At 61.5% G+C, this 18,027-nt stretch carries 20 protein-coding genes; 14 read left to right on the forward strand and 6 right to left on the reverse strand.

Annotated features, from left to right (window positions below; translation table 11 throughout):
- Window positions 1–256: 256 nt before the first annotated feature.
- Window positions 257–1,279: a zinc-dependent alcohol dehydrogenase family protein gene (locus ACVHNU_RS10660; protein ID WP_103483494.1), complete on the reverse strand. Its 1,023-nt coding sequence runs from the start codon at window positions 1,277–1,279 to the stop codon at window positions 257–259.
- Window positions 1,280–1,549: 270 nt separating this feature from the next.
- Here ACVHNU_RS10660 and ACVHNU_RS10665 point away from each other — a divergent pair, with 270 nt between their 5' ends.
- A complete protein-coding gene (locus ACVHNU_RS10665; protein ID WP_007963542.1) occupies window positions 1,550–2,479 on the forward strand; it encodes a LysR family transcriptional regulator in 930 nt (309 codons plus the stop codon).
- A 50-nt stretch (window positions 2,480–2,529) separates the two neighbouring features.
- Here ACVHNU_RS10665 and ACVHNU_RS10670 read toward each other — a convergent pair whose 3' ends face one another.
- Window positions 2,530–3,708 carry a sugar transporter gene (locus ACVHNU_RS10670; protein ID WP_473019669.1) on the reverse strand — a complete coding sequence of 393 codons (1,179 nt, stop codon included), beginning with the start codon at window positions 3,706–3,708 and terminating at the stop codon, window positions 2,530–2,532.
- 273 nt (window positions 3,709–3,981) lie between these two features.
- On the opposite strand from ACVHNU_RS10670, the gene ACVHNU_RS10675 reads away from it, so the two are divergent.
- Window positions 3,982–4,350 (forward strand): hypothetical protein, encoded by a 369-nt coding sequence (locus ACVHNU_RS10675; protein ID WP_473019670.1) that lies wholly within the window; start codon window positions 3,982–3,984, stop codon window positions 4,348–4,350.
- A gap of 32 nt (window positions 4,351–4,382) precedes the next feature.
- On the opposite strand, the gene ACVHNU_RS10680 is transcribed toward ACVHNU_RS10675, so the two are convergent.
- Together ACVHNU_RS10680 and ACVHNU_RS10685 are read right to left on the reverse strand one after the other, a co-directional pair.
- Window positions 4,383–4,667, reverse strand: coding sequence for a hypothetical protein (locus tag ACVHNU_RS10680; RefSeq protein ID WP_003225039.1), 285 nt, complete (start codon window positions 4,665–4,667; stop codon window positions 4,383–4,385).
- Between the two features lie 66 nt (window positions 4,668–4,733).
- Window positions 4,734–5,144 (reverse strand): hypothetical protein, encoded by a 411-nt coding sequence (locus ACVHNU_RS10685; RefSeq protein ID WP_473019671.1) that lies wholly within the window; start codon window positions 5,142–5,144, stop codon window positions 4,734–4,736.
- Between the two features lie 99 nt (window positions 5,145–5,243).
- On the opposite strand from ACVHNU_RS10685, the gene argP reads away from it, so the two are divergent.
- Window positions 5,244–6,170: an HTH-type transcriptional regulator ArgP gene (gene argP / locus ACVHNU_RS10690; protein WP_103483496.1), complete on the forward strand. Its 927-nt coding sequence runs from the start codon at window positions 5,244–5,246 to the stop codon at window positions 6,168–6,170.
- 77 nt (window positions 6,171–6,247) lie between these two features.
- On the opposite strand, the gene ACVHNU_RS10695 is transcribed toward argP, so the two are convergent.
- Window positions 6,248–6,796: a GNAT family N-acetyltransferase gene (locus ACVHNU_RS10695; protein WP_226499285.1), complete on the reverse strand. Its 549-nt coding sequence runs from the start codon at window positions 6,794–6,796 to the stop codon at window positions 6,248–6,250.
- The gene (locus ACVHNU_RS10700; RefSeq protein WP_103483498.1) at window positions 6,793–7,350 is read right to left on the reverse strand and encodes an RNA polymerase sigma factor; all 558 of its coding nucleotides are present in this window, start codon (window positions 7,348–7,350) and stop codon (window positions 6,793–6,795) included. Before ACVHNU_RS10700 ends, ACVHNU_RS10695 begins: the two co-directional genes overlap by 4 nt.
- Window positions 7,351–7,615: 265 nt before the next feature.
- Here ACVHNU_RS10700 and sctW point away from each other — a divergent pair, with 265 nt between their 5' ends.
- The 11 genes from sctW to sctU are packed head-to-tail and all read left to right on the forward strand — an operon-like array spanning window position 7,616 to window position 17,943.
- The gene (gene sctW / locus ACVHNU_RS10705) at window positions 7,616–8,725 is read left to right on the forward strand and encodes a type III secretion system gatekeeper subunit SctW (protein ID WP_003225051.1); all 1,110 of its coding nucleotides are present in this window, start codon (window positions 7,616–7,618) and stop codon (window positions 8,723–8,725) included.
- Window positions 8,722–10,815 (forward strand): type III secretion system export apparatus subunit SctV, encoded by a 2,094-nt coding sequence (gene sctV, locus ACVHNU_RS10710; RefSeq protein ID WP_003225053.1) that lies wholly within the window; start codon window positions 8,722–8,724, stop codon window positions 10,813–10,815. Before sctW ends, sctV begins: the two co-directional genes overlap by 4 nt.
- Before the next feature lie 12 nt (window positions 10,816–10,827).
- A complete protein-coding gene (locus ACVHNU_RS10715; protein WP_473019672.1) occupies window positions 10,828–11,760 on the forward strand; it encodes an FHA domain-containing protein in 933 nt (310 codons plus the stop codon).
- Window positions 11,760–13,115 (forward strand): FliI/YscN family ATPase, encoded by a 1,356-nt coding sequence (locus ACVHNU_RS10720; RefSeq protein WP_338802041.1) that lies wholly within the window; start codon window positions 11,760–11,762, stop codon window positions 13,113–13,115. Before ACVHNU_RS10715 ends, ACVHNU_RS10720 begins: the two co-directional genes overlap by 1 nt.
- Entirely contained in the window at window positions 13,102–13,554 is a 453-nt protein-coding gene (locus tag ACVHNU_RS10725; protein WP_201137614.1) for a type III secretion protein, read from the forward strand. The genes ACVHNU_RS10720 and ACVHNU_RS10725 overlap by 14 nt, the downstream gene beginning before the upstream one ends.
- Window positions 13,551–14,102, forward strand: coding sequence for a type III secretion system HrpP C-terminal domain-containing protein (locus ACVHNU_RS10730; protein ID WP_473019673.1), 552 nt, complete (start codon window positions 13,551–13,553; stop codon window positions 14,100–14,102). The genes ACVHNU_RS10725 and ACVHNU_RS10730 overlap by 4 nt, the downstream gene beginning before the upstream one ends.
- 1 nt (window position 14,103) lies before the next feature.
- The gene (gene sctQ / locus ACVHNU_RS10735) at window positions 14,104–15,135 is read left to right on the forward strand and encodes a type III secretion system cytoplasmic ring protein SctQ (RefSeq protein ID WP_473019674.1); all 1,032 of its coding nucleotides are present in this window, start codon (window positions 14,104–14,106) and stop codon (window positions 15,133–15,135) included.
- Entirely contained in the window at window positions 15,132–15,785 is a 654-nt protein-coding gene (gene sctR, locus ACVHNU_RS10740; RefSeq protein ID WP_003225064.1) for a type III secretion system export apparatus subunit SctR, read from the forward strand. The genes sctQ and sctR overlap by 4 nt, the downstream gene beginning before the upstream one ends.
- A gap of 7 nt (window positions 15,786–15,792) precedes the next feature.
- Window positions 15,793–16,053 carry a type III secretion system export apparatus subunit SctS gene (gene sctS, locus ACVHNU_RS10745; RefSeq protein ID WP_003225065.1) on the forward strand — a complete coding sequence of 87 codons (261 nt, stop codon included), beginning with the start codon at window positions 15,793–15,795 and terminating at the stop codon, window positions 16,051–16,053.
- A gap of 1 nt (window position 16,054) precedes the next feature.
- Window positions 16,055–16,855 (forward strand): type III secretion system export apparatus subunit SctT, encoded by an 801-nt coding sequence (gene sctT / locus ACVHNU_RS10750; protein WP_473019675.1) that lies wholly within the window; start codon window positions 16,055–16,057, stop codon window positions 16,853–16,855.
- Window positions 16,852–17,943 carry a type III secretion system export apparatus subunit SctU gene (gene sctU / locus ACVHNU_RS10755; protein ID WP_473019676.1) on the forward strand — a complete coding sequence of 364 codons (1,092 nt, stop codon included), beginning with the start codon at window positions 16,852–16,854 and terminating at the stop codon, window positions 17,941–17,943. Before sctT ends, sctU begins: the two co-directional genes overlap by 4 nt.
- Window positions 17,944–18,027: the final 84 nt, after the last annotated feature.

Consider the following 18,027-nt stretch of genomic DNA (forward strand, 5'->3'; position numbering starts at 1 on the left):
ACAGAAACCGGTATATCGCCCACAGGAGGAAATATTAAACACGGCAAACAAAACAGAATGCACAGACATGGCTCATTCCTTGAGATGAAAGTAATCATTCAATTATCAGGGCTTAAATGCCGATTAGAAGATACAGATAGCGGACAAAAACCGGTTCAGATGCACAACCGGCCACGCACCCTGTCCGGTATGTCTGATTATTTGCGAGGGGTACAACGCAAGAGTCCGTGGGGCCACGGACTCTGTTTGGAGGGCGTTACGCAGGTTCGACCTGAAGGGCGACCCGTTCGCGGCATGGGCATTCGTCCATGTAGCGATGTGCTTCGACGAACTCGTTGAACGGGAAGACCCGAGTCTTGAGTGGCAGCAGTACGCGGTCGGCGGTGAGCTGATTGATGTCACGCAGGGCACGCTGCAAGGCGACGTGGTCCTGGGTGATGCCCAGCTCGGGCTTACCGGTGAAGTTACCGATGCAGTGTACGAAGAACTGAATGTTTTTCTGGAACGCCGCACACGCCGGGAATGGTGTCTGGTTACCACCCTGCAGACCGTACAGAACCAGGCTGCCACGTGGGGCGAGCACATCGCCTAGCAACGACATCTGCGGGCCGCCGAGACCATCGAATACCACGTCGACACCACGGCTGTCGGTGATCTTGTTGATGCGCATCAACAGATCTTCTTCCTCGGTGACGATGACTTTCTCGGCACCCAGCGACAGCAGATATTCGCGCTCTTCAGCGGTTTTTGTCGCCGCGATCACCCGCACACCCAAGGCTTTGCCCAACTGGACAAAGGACGGGCCGGCGCAATGGCTGGCGTCAGTGACCAGGGCAAACTGCCCGGGTTTGACCCGTGCCAGATCGGCGTAGGCAAAATAGGCGATCAACAGCGGTGTGTAATGCACGCTGGCTTCTACCGGGCTGAGCACATCCGGATAGCGGGTCAGCGCGGTGCGTGGCAGCACGATCTGCTCGCCATACACCGGATAGTCGTTCGGACTTTGCGCCGGGAAACTGGCCACCTTGTCGCCAACCGACAGATCGCCGATACCGTCACCGACGGCGGTCACCACACCGGCCATTTCATGGCCGAGACCAGACGGCAGGCGCGCCTGGGACGAGGCCAGGTTCTGACGCCAGAGAATGTCGTACCAGCTGATGCCGATCGCTTCGACACGCACCTGCACTTCGCCGGGACCTGGCTGAGCGGCCGCATGCTCTTCGCATTTGAGCACCTCGGCCGGACCAAACTTGTGAAAACGGATCGTGCGGGACATCGCAAACCTCGTCAAAGTAACCTCTAATGCCCTGAACTCTATCTGGGCTTTTGACCCAAGACTATCAGTGGCTATTAATAGTCGACATGCCTGTCATTGATTCCGCAGTATGGACGGCATTGGCAAAATCGATGAAAAAAATACCGCAACCGGCTCGGTAAAGCTGAATTTAGCGGTGCAGAGTACCAGCCTTTCCCCGTAATATTCATGCCGGCCATTGTTCTCATATGGCCGCTCTCGTCAAGCTTGATGACTCTGCCAGGACTCCAGATGAATCGTAATGACCTGCGTCGTGTCGACCTGAACCTGTTGATCGTATTCGAAACTCTGATGCACGAACGCAGCGTGACCCGCGCCGCCGAGAAGCTTTTTCTTGGCCAGCCGGCAATCAGTGCGGCGCTCTCGCGCCTGCGCAGCCTTTTCGATGACCCGTTGTTTGTGCGCACCGGGCGCAGCATGGAACCGTCCGCCCGCGCGGTGGAGATCTTTGCCCTGCTCTCCCCGGCGCTCGACTCGATTTCCACCGCCGTCAGCCGTGCGGCTGAGTTCGATCCGGCCACCAGCACTTCGGTATTCCGTATCGGCCTGTCCGACGACGTCGAATTCGCCCTGCTGCCAATGCTGCTCAAACGTCTGCGCGCCGAAGCACCGGGCATCGTGCTGGTCGTGCGTCGGGTCAACTACATATTGATGCCGGGGCTGCTGGCTTCTGGCGAAATCTCCATCGGCGTCAGCTACACCACTGACCTGCCGGCCAACGCCAAACGCAAGGTGCTGCGTCGCAGCCAGCCGAAACTGCTGCGCGCCGACACCGTGCCCGGCCCGCTGAGCCTGGATGACTATTGCGCGCGCCCGCATGCGCTGGTGTCGTTCGCCGGCGACCTCAGTGGTTTTATTGATGAGGAACTGGAGAAGCTCGGGCGCAAGCGCCATGTGGTGCTGGCCGTGCCGCAATTCAACGGTTTGAGTACGTTGCTCGCCGGCACCGACATCGTCGCCACCGTACCGGATTACACCGCCGATGCACTGACGGCCGCCGGTGGCGTGCGGGCGGAAGACCCGCCGTTGCCGACGCGCACGTTTGAGCTGCACATGGCGTGGCGCGGGTCGCAGGATAATGATCCCGGGGAGCGTTGGTTACGGTCGCGGATTCAGATGTTCTTCGGCGACCCGGACAGTCTCGAGTTGCCTGCACATTAAGCAGGCAACGTTTTAAATGAAATGCGCCCGGCGGCTTGTAGTCCTTGAACTCAAGCCACGGACCGGGCCAGGCGATACAGCGACAGGCAGTAAAACGCCAGCGCCGACACCGCCAGCATCCCGCCCACCACCCCAATGTAAGCAAAGCCAAACTGACTCCCCACCCAACTCCCGACCAGTGCCCCGCCGCCGATACCGATGTTGTAGATCCCGGAAAACAACGCCATCGCCACGTCGGTAGCGTCCGGAGCCAGCACCAGGACCTTCGACTGCAACGCCAGCCCGAAGCCCATGATCGCCATCCCCCAGAACACACTCAGCACGCCGAGGTATGAGACGTTGCCGCTCAGCGGCAACAGCGAAGCCAGGCACAAGGCGAGCAACGACACGCAGATGATCAGAAAGCGCTGCGGGTTATAGCTGTGCAGGTAGCTGAATAGCAGCGAGCCGAAAATCCCGGCGCCGCCGAACAACAACAGCAGGAGCGTAACCACATCGCCGCTCATGCCCGCCACGGTCAGAACGAACGGTTCGATGTAGCTGTAGGCGGTGAACTGTGCCGTCACGACCAGCGCCGTCAGCACATAGATGGCCACCAGTGCCGGCCGCTTCAACAACACGGGCAGACTCTTGAGCGAGCCGGAGTTCTGACTGGGCAACAACGGCAGCACCTTTGCCAGACAGAACACCAGCGCCGCCGCAAAGCCGGCGATCACGATGAACGTGGTGCGCCAGCCCATGGCCTCGCCCAACAAGCGGCCGAGGGGAATGCCCAGCACCATCGCCAGCGAAGTACCGGTTGCCAGCAAACCCAAGGCCTGAACCTGTTTGCCCGGCGGCGCGAGGCGTACGGCCAGAGACGCGGTGATCGACCAGAACAGCGCATGCGACAGCGCCACACCGATCCGGCTCACCAGCAACACACCGAAGCTGGTCGCCAGACTCGACAGAATGTGACTGGCGATAAACATTCCAAACAGCACGATCAACAGCCGTCGGCGCTCGACATTGCGTGTCAGCAGCATGATCGGCAGCGACGTCAAAGACACCACCCACGCATAGATAGTCAACATCAGGCCAACCTGCGCGGTCGACATGTCGAAGCTGCTGCCGATCGAACTCAACAGACCGACCGGTACAAACTCGGTGGTGTTGAACACAAACGCAGCCAGTGCCAGGGCAATCACTGCGTACCAGTTGCCGTTGTTTGTCGCCGTAGAATCACTCATTTAAACGTCGTATTACTCTTCGATGATCGTGCGTAATTGTACGCATGCGATCCGTGCCCATCTGTCGGTTTTTTGTACACCCATTGCCGAAAAGCCTCATACGACAGGTGGTTCGATGACGACTGTACTATAAAGATTTGGTGACTTGTCCAACGGGTTGAAGCACTCGACGTTCACTTTCGAGTGCCCCTCGATCCCTCAAGCACAGGCATCAGGCCAGCGGACCAGGACGTGCAGCCCCTGAATGTATGACCTCACTTCCTGGAAATTCCCATGAAATCGCCTCATACCTGCGCTGCACGCGCCATTCCCCTCCTTTTCCTGACATTCAGCGCTGCCGCCACGTTAAGCGGTTGCATGAGCGCTGAACAACAAGCGGCTGAAGACCGTCAGACATGCGCCGGTTACGGCTACGTACAAGGCTCTACCGAGTTTGCAAACTGCATGATGATCTCCGACCAGAAACGCAAGAAAGCCGTTGCCGATTGGCAAGCCCAGCAAGATCGGGAGTGGCAACAGAAGACCGCGAAACCCGCCATGCAGGAATGTAATACCACCGAAAGCGTCGATGTTCAGGGTGACGCGTCAGCCGATGGCCAAACCACACGAACCAAGTCCAACACGGTATGCATCGGTCAATAAGGCGAGGTCTTGAATGAGACCATCTGCCTCGCTCATTGCCCTGAGTAGCCTTTGACGCGCATGCAATCATTCGTCAGGTCGATCTGTTTTTCCGCAATGACGATCCCGTCACCCACGGCACTGCCCATGCCGTGAGTTGTATCGTTTGCAGCAGGGCTTGAATGGTAGCTGGCGGTCGCGGCCTTGGCCTGGTACTGGCATTCAGCTTTGTCGTGCTGGATATCAGCGGCACTCGCGCCGGGTCTGGACCAGTCATGCACAGATGTCACACAGGCGCTCAACAGCGTCGCAAGCAACGCAATCATCAATAACTTCATGGTGTGTACCGCCGATAGATTAAAAGTTGCAATGTTCCTGGCTGGCTCGAATCGCCGAAACAGCGATCACTTGCAGACGAATGTCACGTTAGCCACGTCATTCCCGGGATCGAGCGGCAAGCGCGATTGCACGTCAAACACGTCGATCTGCTTGCCGAGCGAAGCGCACTTCTTCCCGGCGCCGCTAAGCGCCATCCGACGGGCCTCGGAATGAGTGTGGCGGGACGGCTGTGTTTTTGCCGAGACCTGATACTCATAAGGACCGAGTTTCAGGTCGTGGGATTGCCAGACATAGTTGCCGACCAATGCAATGGCGCTCACAGCGATGATCATATTGAGTTTCATGGCAAGTATCGGACGCTGCATATTTGAATGCTCATCACGCCCACCTTTCTCTGTGAATAAAGCCTCATTGCTGTCATTCGGAAAATCGGATGACACCCGGTGCAGTGTTTTGCGCGGGTTGAAACCGCTCACTGTCGCCGCCGAGCAATGATTGAGCAGCACTATGTTTAAGTGAAGAAAAACGCAGTATCTTTCAGTAACGATTAGAAATACTTAACCAGAGCGACAGCCATGCAACTCGACGCAAAACAGATGCAGGCGTTCCTCGCCGTGGTCGACAGCGGCAGTTTCGAGAAGGCTGCGGAACGTCTTAACGTGACGCCGTCGGCGGTGTCGCAACGCATACACGCCCTTGAAGTTCGCTTGGGCAGCTCGGTGGTGGTGCGCGGTCGCCCGTGCGAGCCGACGCTGGCGGGCAGAAAACTGATGCTCTATCTGCGCCGTGCAACCGTGCTCGAAGAAGAACTGCTGAACGAGCTGACCGGCGATGAACAGGATCACCTGCGCGTGGTCATTGCCGTCAATGGCGACACGCTGGCGACATGGTTCTTTCCGGCACTGGCCGAGATATTCGTCAGCGAGAATATTTTGCTCGACGTCGTGGTCGACGATCAGGATCACACCTATGCCTTGCTGGAAAGCGGCCAGGTCATCGGCTGCATCGGCACGCGTTCGCAGCCTATGCGCGGTTGTTTCGCTGAGCTGCTGGGTCCGGTGCGTTACCAGTTGGTCGCATCGCCGGAGTTTCAGCAGCGCTGGTTTGCCAAAGGCCTGACCCGCGCGGCGGCACGCAAGGCGCCGGTATTTGCCTATTCGCGCAAAGACACCCTGCAGTCGGAGTTCATGCAGTCACGCTTCGGCCTGCACGCAGACGCTTACCCCACGCACTACCTGTCACTGCCAGAGGCTCGTCTGAAAGCCATTCGCCGCGGACTCGGCTACGGCATGGTGCCGTATATGCAGGTCAGCGATTTGCTGAAAAGTCGCGAACTGGTGGATGTGGCGCCGGGGCATTTCACCGATGTCGAACTGTACTGGCATGCGTGGGCGCTGCAATCACCGCGCATGGAAATGCTCTCCGAGCGCGCGGTACATGCCGCACGACGGATCTTGAGCAGCAAAGGACCGGTGAAGCGCTCGACCATGTCTAGGAAGTAACCAGCGCCGCTGCCGAGGCTGCCCTCGGCAGCGGCGACGCGAGTCACCGCTGCACAGCAGCAGATGCACATCTGCCCTCAGTCCGGCCCATCCTCAAACAACGGTAGACCAAACAGCAACACGTCCGCCCGCTCCTCGCCAAACCGGGCGATACCTGGCAAGCGGGCCCAGAGTACCGCGCCGATGGATTGCACGATGTGCTGGCTAGGCACGTTGGCGGCCATGATCCAGGCGACCAGGGTTTCCAGGCCAAACTGACGCCCGAGGATCACCGTCGCATGGCCCAGGCGCACGCCAATACCACTGCCGTAGCGATCGGCGCGCACATAAATGGCGGTTTCGCCGGTGTTGCGACAGGCCTGGGTGCCCCAACTGAAGCGGTTGATCGACAGCCAGCCGACCACTTCGCCGCCGCGTTCAAGCACGTAGACGGGCAGGCCATCGCGCTTGTACAGATTGATATAGAAAGTCACTTCCTCAAGCGTCATCGGCCGGGTCACTGGCGAGTTGGCACCCGTGCCGGCGGTTTCGTTGAAGATCTCCATCATCGCCGGCAGGTCGGCATCGCAGGACTCACGCACACCGCGTGGCAGGGTCATGGGTTGGCTATGACGAAATCCGTTCATGCGCTGGCCCTCCCGGTGTAGACACTGGACTTCAACTGGCCCCGAGCCCTGGCCAGACGTGAACGCACCGTGCCGATGGGCACGCCCAGTTGCTGCGCGGCGTCCTGATAGCTGATGTCGGAATCCACCACCAGATCGATCACCGCGCGCATGTCCACCGACAAGTCGTCGATGGCCTCCAGCGTGCGCCTGAGCAGGCGCTGGTGCTCGCTGACCTGGCTCGGGTCGTGGCCATATTCCAGACTTTCGATGCCCGCCTCTTCCAGCACCGCGCACTGCGGCCGGCGATAGAAGTTCTTGAAGTGGTTGCTGACCAGGTTAGTGGCAATGCCGAACAGCCAGGTTTCCGGTTTCGACGCCCCGGTGTACTTGTGCTGGTTGCGCCAGGCTTCCAGATAAGTCATCTGCATCAGGTCATCGACATCGGCCGGGTTGAACACTCGCTTATTGATGAAACCGCGCAGCTTTTTCTCGCTGCTGTGTGCCAGTCCGCCCAGGTCCAGTTCGATGGCGGCAATGACTTTCGCTTCCGTTTGAACACTACTCGATTCCACGCTTGTTCCCTCATCACTCACGCTATGCCGACAGTGGCGGGAGGGATAGAGAGCAGCGAGCGTACCAACCTTGGTACTTTTCCAACGTGTTGTTTTTAAACACTTTTAAAAACCGAAAAGCGCGTTTTTTGCCATTTGTTGCACTTTCGACAAAATGCTTGTGCCAGTTCTTGCACAGTCAAACGGGCCGCTTCGCGCCCAGGGAACCGGACGCCGGCAAACGCCACTCACTGCACACCTGAATAGCGGTGGAACGTGCGCCTCCATGAAAATTTCCAACTACAACGATGCCCTGCCACTGGACTTGCTGCCGCGTCCGCTGTTTGGCACCGAAGCCACTGCGGCCACGGCGAAGAACCCGCTGATCGACTCCATGGAAGAGGTGGCCCTGAAGTTCAGCGAAAGCATCGAGCGCCACAGCAAGAGCCTCGACGAGCGCCACATCAGCGATGCTTCCCGAGGGCAGCGCGTGGAGCGCATCGAGAAGCTCGTCGAGCTCTATCGCCTGCTTGATCACGGCGACCAGCCGAGCCTCGAACAACAGGCGCGGCGCATGCAGCAGCAACTGCAACAGCAGCCGTCGCTGCAGGCGGCGCTGAGCGTCGCGGACAACGATCCGGCGCGCACCGACATTCTGCTGCAACAGGCGATGCGCCTGTCATTGGCTGAAGGTCTGGACGGCGAGGCGCAGAACACGCGCGAGCTGATCGACGAATTGCGTCTGGTGCACGGTGACAAAATCCGAGCGGGCTTCAATACCGCCAGCGCCATCGCCCTGTTCAGCCGCGACCCGCAGCAACGGGCGGCGATGCGTCAGCTCTACTACAAAGCCATCGTCGGCCAGCAACCCTTGGCCAGCCTGCTCGAAGCCCTGCTCGAACACTTCAGTGAAGAGCAATTCGCCCGCGGCCTGCGCACCTTGCAACGGGCGCTGGCGGACGACATCGCCGCCCTTTCGCCCTCGTTGCCCGGTAACGTTCTCGGCTCGATGTTGCGCGGCTTGGGCTCCTGCGGGCAGCTCAACAATCTGATCAAGGCTTGCCACGACCTGTTGCAGCGTTTGAGCCAGAAACAACGCCGCGAAAGCATGACGCCGCTGGCCATGAGCAAACGGCTGCTGCGCTTTTGTGCCAACGGTTTCTTCGCCCGCGACCTGACGCTGCTCAGCGATGACACCCTGGACAACGCTCCGCACTTGCAGCCGCTGTATTTCAACGGCCTCTATCCACTGCTGCAAAACCTGCCGCTGGTGTTGTGGAAAGACCTCAAGACCCGGCAAAACGGCCTGCGCCTGTTGCATAACCTGATGGAGCAACTGGCCCGGCAAGAACGCCAGGCCATGGGGCTGGTCGAGCCGGGGCGAGGTCTGCAATGAATCGCCTGATCCACGCCCTCAACCGCCTGGCGCTGGCGGTGATGCGCCGCACCGAAATTGTCGGCGCCGTGATGGTCATGGCCATCGTGTTCATGATGATCCTGCCGCTGCCCACCGCATTGGTCGACGTGCTGATCGCGCTGAACATCTGCATCTCTTCGCTGCTGATCGTGCTGGCCATGTACCTGCCGCGACCGCTGGCGTTCTCGACGTTTCCGGCGGTGCTATTGCTGACCACCATGTTTCGGCTGTCGCTGTCGATCGCCACCACCCGCCTGATCCTGCTGCAACAGGATGCGGGGCACATCGTCGAAGCCTTCGGCAGTTTCGTGGTGGGCGGCAATCTGGCGGTGGGTCTGGTGATCTTCCTGATCCTGACCATCGTCAACTTTCTGGTGATCACCAAGGGCTCGGAACGGGTGGCCGAAGTCGCCGCGCGCTTCACCCTGGATGCCATGCCCGGCAAACAGATGTCGATCGACAGCGACCTGCGCGCCAACCTGATCAACGTGCGTGAAGCCCGTCAGCGGCGCGAGCAACTGTCCAAGGAAAGTCAGTTGTTCGGCGCCATGGACGGTGCGATGAAATTCGTCAAAGGTGACGCCATCGCCGGTCTGGTGATCGTCTTTATCAACCTGATCGGCGGCTTCTCCATCGGCGTGCTGCAAAACGGCATGCAGGCCTCCGACGCCATGCACCTGTACTCGGTGCTGACCATCGGCGACGGCCTGATCGCGCAGATTCCCGCGCTGCTGATTTCCCTGACTGCCGGCATGATCATCACCCGGGTGGCGCCGGACAGTCAGGCCGGCGACGCCAACATCGGCCATGAAATCGCCGAACAATTGACCAGTCAGCCCAAGGCCTGGGTGTTTTCCTCGATCGGCATGCTCGGCTTTGCCGCGATCCCCGGCATGCCCAGTCTGGTGTTCATCAGCATCAGCCTGATCTGCCTGTTCAGTGGCCTGATTCAGCTGTGGCGCATTCGCCAGAAGCAGATTCTCCAGGATCACGACGGCGCCACCCGCAATGGCGCGCCCGAGCTCAATGGCCGCGAAGACATCCGCCGCTTCAATCCGTCCCGCGCCTATTTGTTGCAGTTCCATCCCGCCCACAAAGGCAGTGCGGCGCTGGAGCGTTTGCTGCACGGCATTCGCCAGCGACGTAACACCCTGGTGCACCGTTTCGGCTTGACCTTGCCTTCGTTCGATCTGGAGTTCAGCGAGGATTGCGCCGAAGACGAATTTCGATTCTGCGTCTACGAAGTGCCGCTGATTCGCGCCACCTGGAGTGAAACCCTGCAAGCCGTGCATCTGCGCCAGTGCGGGGAGCTGCACGACGGCGAGCCGGGGCGCGCGGAGCGTGATGAAAGTGAATGGGTGTGGTTTGCCCCCGACCATGCGCTGTTGCGCATGAGCAGTGTCGAGCCGGTCAGTGCCGAGGAACTGATCCTCGAACGCATGAGCCGCGCCTTCCAGGCCACCGGCCCGCAGTTCATTGGTCTGCAGGAAAGCAAGGCGATCCTCGGCTGGCTCGAAAGCGAACAGCCGGAGCTGGCGCAGGAGCTGCAACGTACCCTGCCCCTGGCGCGTTTCGCCGCCGTGCTGCAACGGCTGTCCGCCGAGCTGGTGTCGCTGCGCTCGGTGCGGCCGATTGCCGAGACGCTGATCGAACAAGGGCAACACGAACGCGACCTGAACGCCCTCACCGATTACGTGCGCATCGCCCTCAAGGCACAAATCTGCCACCAGCACACAGAACAAGGTGCGCTCAATGCGTGGCTGATCACCCCGGAAACCGAAGTGCTGCTGCGCGACGCCCTGCGCCAGAGCCAGAACGAAGCCTGGTTTGCCCTCGAACCGGAACTGGGCAATGCCCTGCTCGAACAACTGCGCCACGCTTTCCCGCTGCGCTCGCGACCGGCGCCGGTGCTGCTGGTGGCGCAGGACCTGCGCAGCCCGTTGCACGGTTTGCTCAGGGATGAATTCAACCATGTTCCGGTGCTGTCATTCGCCGAGTTGCTGTCCTCGGTGCAGGTACAGGTGCTGGGACGCCTCGATCTGCAAGAAGCCCATGCCTTGATGGCCTGACGGAGTGATGCGATGAAACCCGAGATGATGTATGAGCTGCGCGTGCTCACCGGTTTGCACCGGGGGGCGGCGCTGCCGTTGAGCGGTGGCGAATGGTGCATCGGTTCGGCCCAGAGCGCCGACCTGGCGTTGTACGACCCCGGCATCAAGGATCGCCACTGCCTGCTGCGGCTGGTCGACGACACCTGGTCGCTGGCCCGCAAGGACGGCCCGGTCACCGACAGCGAGGGGCACAAGGTCGATGCCATCGCCACCCTGCAACCGGGCACGCCGTTTGCCCTCAATGGTGTCTGGTTGTCGGTGGTCAGTGCCAACACCGAATGGCCCGCCGAGGACGAGCCTGAAGATCAGCCGCAGGCATCGACAGAAACCCCATTGCCGCCCATGAATGCGGAGCGCGACGCTGACATAGCCGCCCCGACACGCTCGCGTTCGCTGCTCGGCCCATTGCTGTTGCTGGGTGCGCTGTTGCTGTTTCTCGCCACATTGATCTGGGGCATCAACACCCCGGCGCAACCGCCGACGCCGCTGCCAGTGCCGGGCCGAACCGCGCTCAAGGATGCCGCCGAAGTCCGTCAGGTTCTGCAAGACATGCTCAACGAGCGTGAGTTGCAGAGCCGGATCAGCCTCGTCGAGCAACCGGGCAAAATCCTGCTCAAAGGCCGTTTCGACGAGGACGATCTGCTGCAATCGACCGAACGCATGCTGCTGCGTTTCGAGCAGCAGTATCGCAGCCCGTTGCAGGTGCTCAGCGACCTGCCCGAAGCCACCCCGCTGCTGCCGTTCAGCATTGTCCAGATCAGTCTGGCGCGCTTGCCCAACGTGTTGACCAGCGATGGCCGGCGCTTGTTTCTCGGCGACGAAGTGGCTGGCGTGCGGCTGGTCGGCATCAGCGAACATCAAGTGGTGTTCGAAGGTGATCGGCGCATCGAGGTGAGCTGGTGATGCAGGATGCCATCGCACAGTTGCAGCAATGGTGCGGGCAACATCGGCAACGGATCGAACACTGCGCACCGGTAGCGATCCACGGGCGCATCACCGGGGTCAGCGGCATTTTGCTGCACAGCCGCATGCCCCGGGCGCGGATCGGCGATCTGTGCCAGATCCAGCGTGCCGACGGCAGCGAGGTGATGGCCGAAATCGTCGGGTTCGACCGTGAACACACGTTGCTGGCGGCCCTCGGCGCGCTGGACGGGATAGCCATTGGCGCGCGAGTCACACCACTGTTCCAGCCGCACAGTCTGCTGGTCGGCGATCACCTTTTAGGCTGCGTGCTCGACGGCTTTGGCCGCGCGCTCAACGGCGAAGGCCCGCAGGCGTTTGCCGAGGCCGGGGTGATTGGCGCGCTGCCGGTGATTCGCGATGCCCCCGCCGCCAGCGAGCGCCCGCGAATCGAAGCACCGCTGGCCACCGGGCTGCGCGCCATTGACGGTCTGCTGACGCTGGGTGAAGGCCAGCGGGTGGGGATATTCGCCGGTGCCGGCTGCGGCAAGACCACCCTGCTCGCCGAACTGGCACGCAATACCCCGTGTCAGGCCATCGTGTTTGGCTTGATCGGCGAGCGCGGACGCGAGCTGCGTGAGTTTCTCGACCATGAACTGGATGCCGAACTGCGCAGCCGCACCGTGCTGGTCTGCGCCACCTCCGACCGCAGCAGCATGGAGCGCGCCCGCGCTGCGTTCACCGCCACGGCGATTGCCGAGGGCTTCCGCCAGCAGGGCAAATCGACGCTGCTGATCATTGACTCGCTGACCCGCTTTGCCCGTGCCCAGCGCGAGATCGGTCTGGCCAGCGGTGAGCCGGCCGGGCGCGGTGGCTTGCCGCCGTCGGTCTACAGCCTGTTGCCGCGTCTGGTGGAACGCGCCGGGCGCACCCACGACGGCGTCATCACCGCGCTGTATTCGGTGCTGATCGAACAGGACTCGATGAACGATCCGGTCGCCGACGAGGTGCGCTCGCTGCTCGACGGCCACATCGTGCTGTCCCGGCGCCTGGCCGAACGCGGGCATTACCCGGCGGTGGACATTCTCGCCAGCCTGAGCCGGACAATGAGCAATGTGGTGGGAACCGAACAGCAACACGGGGCCACACAGTTGCGCCGACTGATGGCTGCTTATCAGCAAGTGGAAATGCTCATCAAGCTCGGCGAGTACCAGCCTGGCAACGACCCGCTGACCGATTGCGCCGTGGACGCTCGCGCCCGCATCGAGGCCTTCCTCCAGCAATCGCTGCGCGAGCCGGTGACGCTCGATGAAACCCTGGATCACCTTCTGCAGGTAACCGCCCATGCTCCAGTCTGATTCCGATTACCAGACCCCGGCCAATGCCGACCTGACACCGACGCTCGATCTGCTACTGCCGATCCGCCGCCACCGTTTGACCATGGCCGAACAAGCCTGGCAACGCCAACGCTCGGTGCTCAGCGCCTTGCACGGCCGGCTCGAACAATTGGCCGGTGAGCTGCGCGAGCTGCGTGACCAACACCAGCAAGGTCGCATTGACCAACGCGACGCCCACGTCAATCGGCGTCTGCTGCTCACCGAGATGAACCAGTGGCTGGTCGGCGAACAGCAGGCTCTGCGCAAAATCGAGCGGGTCGAGCAAAGCTATCAGGCCTTGCAGGACGAACATCGGCAACAGCAGCAATGGACGGAGGACAGCGAGCAGCAATTGCGGCGGCGCCAGCGCGATGTGGAGAAACTCGACTATTTGCGCGACCTCGCACGGGATGCCTCATGAATCCGCGCCACGCCACGCTCAAACCGCCACCGCGTATGCCCGAAGCCCCGCGCCCACGTCAGGAAACCACGGCCTCGACCTGGCCCGCCAGAACCGAACGGCGCCAGGATCTGCGCGGTGAAATTCGTGACGAGAGCGAGCATTTCGAACACTTGCTGGACACCCTGGGCAACCTCGACCGAGGCCTGCTGGCCGACTTTGGCGGTGCCGGTTTTCAGGAGCCGCAGCAGCAGAATTCCGGTTCCTCCGCAGACAGTGCGGCGGCACTGGAGCAGCGCGACATCGATTGGTGGCAAGCACTGCTGGAACGTCTGGAGCAGCATCTGGATGATCCGCAACCCGGCGTACTCGAAGCGCATCTGGAGCTGCCCAACCTTGGCCCGGTCAAGGTCAATGTCATCCACCACGGCGCGGCGCTGGAAATCGCCGTGCACATGGCTCCGGATGCGTGGTGCCAAGTCGAACCGCTGCAACAGACCAGCGCGGCGTGGCTTGCCCGGCAATTGGGACGCGCGGTGCGCCTGCGGCTGCACCGGGAGGGCGTTTGACATGACCGTGCAAGCGTTGCGCCTGCGCAACCTGTCGTGGGCCGAAGCCCAGGTGCGCGAGCGTTTGGGCGCGGGCCTGTGCCTGAACCTGACGCAACCGGCGCCCACTACCCTTCATCTACGGCTGGCCCCGGCCGCCTTCAATAGCGAGCCCGCCACAGCGCTCGAATCAGTTTGCGGCCGGTTCTGGCTGGACAACGCAGAACCACTGCTGAGTGCGATCTCCGCATGCCCGGCGATCCTTGCCGACCCACTGACTGCCAGCACGCAATGCTCCTGGTACTGGCCGCTGTACAACCAGTATCTGGCCCCTGAACTGCAGGCGATATGGAGCCCGTTGCAAACGGTCATTGCACCGCCCGTGCCGGGGCTGGACTGTCTGCTGGAGCTGCGCGGCGCGACGCTGGGCACCCACACCAGCCGTCTGCGAATCAGCGCCGAGACCTTGCTGCGCTGGCTCGAAAACGCGGCCTGGCAAAGCAATCCCGGCAACGACAACGAGCCGATCTGGCCCGTGCATATCCCGTTGCTGCTGGGACATTGCAGCCTGAGTCGCGGCGAATTACTCGACTTGCAACCGGGTGATGTTCTGCTTATCCACCAGGCCCTGTTCAGCGCCGACGGCCAGGGCAGCCTGCAGATCGGCGCCTGCCGTCTGCACCTGCGTCAATTGCCGGGCACTGCCCTGCACTTCACCCTCACCGAACTGGAAGACCTGACGATGAATGCCTCTCTGGATCACTTCGCCCTCGCCGATCAACCCATGCCCAGCGAGGTACAGCCCTCAGCGCCGGGTGCAGAATCCACGCGCTTTGACGACCTGCCGCTGGCCCTGACCTTGCGTGCCGGCAGCCTCCACTTGAGCCTCGGCCAGTTGCGTAATCTGGGGGTCGGCTCGGTGCTGCGATTCAACGGCTGCACCCCGGGTGAAGCCACGTTATGCCACGGCGAGCGGGTGCTGGCGCAGGGTGAACTGGTCGACATCGAAGGCCGTCTGGGCTTGCAGATCACCCGGCTGGAGCCGCGCCTGTGAATGTGCAGGATGTCGACCCGCTGACCCTCGCCCTGTTCCTCGGCGCCCTGTCGCTGGTGCCGCTGCTGATGATGATCTGCACCGCGTTCCTGAAGATTTCCATGGTGCTGCTGATTACCCGCAACGCCATCGGTGTGCAGCAGGCACCGCCGAACATGGCGCTGTACGGCATCGCGCTGGCGGCGACGCTGTTCATTATGGCGCCGGTGTTCAACGACATGGGCCAGCGCTTCCGGCAGTTGCCGCAACGCATGGACAACTTCAGCGCCATGCAAAGCGCCGGCACCCAGGTGCTGGAGCCGTTGCGCCTGTTCATGTCACGCAATGTCGATCCCGACATCCAGACCCATCTGCTGGAAAACACTCAGCGCATGTGGCCGGCGCCGATGGCGGCCAAGGCCAGCCGCGACGACCTGTTGCTGATTGTCCCGGCGTTCGTGCTCTCGGAGTTGCAGGCCGGGTTCCAGATCGGTTTTCTGATCTACGTGCCCTTCATCGTGATCGACCTGATCGTCTCCAACATCCTGCTCGCGCTGGGCATGCAAATGGTGGCGCCGATGACCATTTCCCTGCCGTTGAAGATCCTGCTGTTCGTGCTGGTCGATGGCTGGACACGCCTGCTCGATGGCCTTTTCTACAGCTACCTGTGAGGGCGCCATGGATACATTGACGCTGTTCAAGCAGGCAATGTTGCTGGTGGTGGTGCTGTCGGCGCCGCCGTTGATCGTGGCGGTGATCGTCGGCGTGCTGACCTCGTTGCTGCAAGCGGTCATGCAGTTGCAGGACCAGACCCTGCCGTTCGCGATCAAACTGGTCGCCGTGGGCATCGCTCTGGCGTTGACCGGGCGCTGGATTGGCGTCGAGTTGATGCAATTGGCCAACCTGGCATTCAGCATGATCGCGCAGACGAGGGCCTGAAATGTTCCAGCCGGCCTTCACTGAAGTCTCCGAATCCATCCTCGCTCTGACGTTAGGCATGGCGCGCCTCTATCCCTGCCTGTTGCTGGTGCCGGCGTTCGCCTTTCGCGAGATCAAGGGCATGCTGCGCCACGCCATCGTCCTGGCGTTGGCGCTGGTGCCGATGCCAGGCATCCGCGCCAGTCTGGCCGGTCACGACCTGGGTTGGATCGACCTTGGCGGGCTGGTCTTGAAAGAGAGCCTGATCGGCCTGCTGCTGGGCCTGCTGCTGGCGATGCCGTTCTGGATGTTTGAGTCCATCGGCTGCCTGTTCGACAACCAGCGCGGTGCGCTGATCGGCGGCCAGATCAACCCGGCATTGGGCGACAACACCTCGGAACTGGGGCACATGTTCAAGCAACTGTTGATTCTGTTGCTGATCCTCGGCGGCGGTTATGCCGCGCTGACGCAGGTGATCTGGGACAGCTACGCGGTGTGGCCGGCCAATCACTGGCTGCCAATGCCCGCTACGGATGGCTGGGATCTTTACCTGAAACTGCTCGCCAGCACCTTTCGCTGCATGGTGCTGTACGCCGCGCCGCTGGTGGGCTTGTTGTTGCTGATCGAGTTCGGCATGGCGATTCTCAGCCTGTACAGCCCGCAGTTGCAGGTGTCGACGCTGGCGATGCCGGCAAAAAGCCTGGTCGGTCTGGGCTTTCTGGTGCTCTATCTGCCGATGCTGTGCTGGCTCGGCCAGGGCCAGTTGGCGCAGTTGGGTGACTTCAAACACCTGCTGCCCTTGCTGCTCAAGGCCACGCCATGAGCGAAAAAACCGAGCAGCCGACGCAGAAAAAACTCGCCGATGCCCGCAAGAAAGGTCAGGTAGGCCAAAGCCAGGACGTGCCCAAACTGCTGATCTTCGGCGCACTGCTCGAGCTGATCCTGGGACTGGCCGACGGCGGCATCGCCAGGCTCAAGGCGCTGATGAACCTGCCCCTGCAGCAGATCGGCCGGCCGTTCGGCGCCGGCGTCGGCGAGGTGTTGACCAAGGCCGGCTGGGACTTGCTGCTGTTCATGCTGCCAGTGCTGGGGATTGCCGTGGCCATGCGCCTGATCGGTGGCTGGGTGCAGTTCGGGCCGCTGTTCGCGCCCGAAGCGCTCAAGCTGGATTTCGAGCGGCTCAATCCACTGAATCAGTTCAAGCAGATGTTCTCTTCGCGCCAGTTGTTCAACCTGCTCAACAGCCTGTGCAAGGCGTTGCTGATCGGTGTGGTCCTGTACCTGGTGTTGCCGCCGGCGCTGGGCGATCTGATCAGTCTGGCCAGTGCTGACCTGGACACTTACTGGCAAGCCATGATCGCCCTGTTTCGCCGCCTCTCCCGTATCTGCCTGGGTTTGCTGCTGGTGCTGGCGGTGGTGGACTTCGCCCTGCAGAAGTACTTTTTCATCAAGGGTCAGCGCATGAGCCACGAAGACCTGCGCAAGGAATTCAAGCAAATGGAAGGCGACCCGCACATGAAGTCGCACCGCAAGTCACTGGCCCGGGAAATGCTCCAGCAGCCGGCCGGCGCGGCTGCGGCCAAGGCGCCGGTGGAAGAAGCCGATTTGCTGCTGGTCAACCCGACCCACTATGCCGTGGCGTTGTTCTATCGCCCGCAGCAAACCCCGCTGCCACGCATCATCGGCAAGGGCCACGATGCCGAGGCGCGGGAGCTGATCGAGCGCGCCCGGGCGGCCGGCGTGCCGGTGATTCGTTATGTGTGGCTGGCGCGCACGCTGTATCGCAGCGAAGTCGGCCAGTTCATCCCGCGTGAAACCCTGCAAGCGGTGGCTCAGGTCTATCGCCTGCTGCGTGAACTCGACGATCAGCTGCAGGAGCAGACCATTGAAATGCCCGGCACACCCTACTGAACCACCAAGGAACCAGCTCTCGGCGACGGCCACTCAGGGCAAAGGAATTTTTCCTGAACGCCCAAGGCGGACGTAACGACCCCG

The sequence above is a fragment of the Pseudomonas sp. Ors-4-3C genome, from assembly GCF_055755035.1.